1 protein-coding gene is annotated in these 550 nt (G+C 55.3%); it reads left to right on the top strand.

Going from position 1 to position 550, the window contains the following annotated elements; genetic code table 11:
- Positions 1-349 (top strand): hypothetical protein (locus ACTHTS_RS10965; protein WP_440370051.1); only part of this gene is annotated, 349 nt, incomplete at its 5' end.
- Between the last annotated feature and the right edge of the window lie 201 nt (positions 350-550).

Below are 550 nucleotides of genomic sequence, written 5' to 3' on the forward strand. Positions count from 1 at the left end.
GTTTGTTTTTGTGTGTTGGTGGGTGGTTTTGTTGTTGGGTGTGTGGGTGGGCTTTGTTGTGTGTTTGTTGGTTGTGTCGGGTGTTGTTTGTGGTTTGGGTGGGGCGGTGTTGGTGTGTGTTTGGTTGGGGGTGGTTGTGAGGTTGGTTTGGTGGGTGGGGGGTGGTGTGGTGTGTTTGGTTGGGGGTGTGGGGTTGTTGGGTGTGGGGTTTGGTGTTTGGGGGTGGTGTGGTGTGTGTTGTGGGGGTTCGTTGGGGGGGGGTGGTTGTGTGTGTTTGGTTGGGGGTTTGGTTGTGGAGTTGGTCTGTGTTGTTTTTTGCGTTGTCCGAGCCTTGATTGTGTTGCGTTGATGGCCCTGTTTGATGCTCAGTTTGGAGTCGTGTTTGTCGATAGCGTGTTCGGATGGGTCGAGATTTGGGTTAAGTGCCGGGGCTATGTTGATCGTCGAGGTTGGGGGGTTGGTGGCTGTCGTTATGTTGGGGTCTTGGGGTTGTTCGGGGGTGTCGGTTGCGGTGGGGTTGGGGGTTTGTTTGTTGGGGTGTGGTGGGGGT

Source organism: Neisseria sp. P0019.S003, assembly GCF_051957115.1.
Taxonomy (GTDB): domain Bacteria; phylum Pseudomonadota; class Gammaproteobacteria; order Burkholderiales; family Neisseriaceae; genus Neisseria; species Neisseria flavescens_D.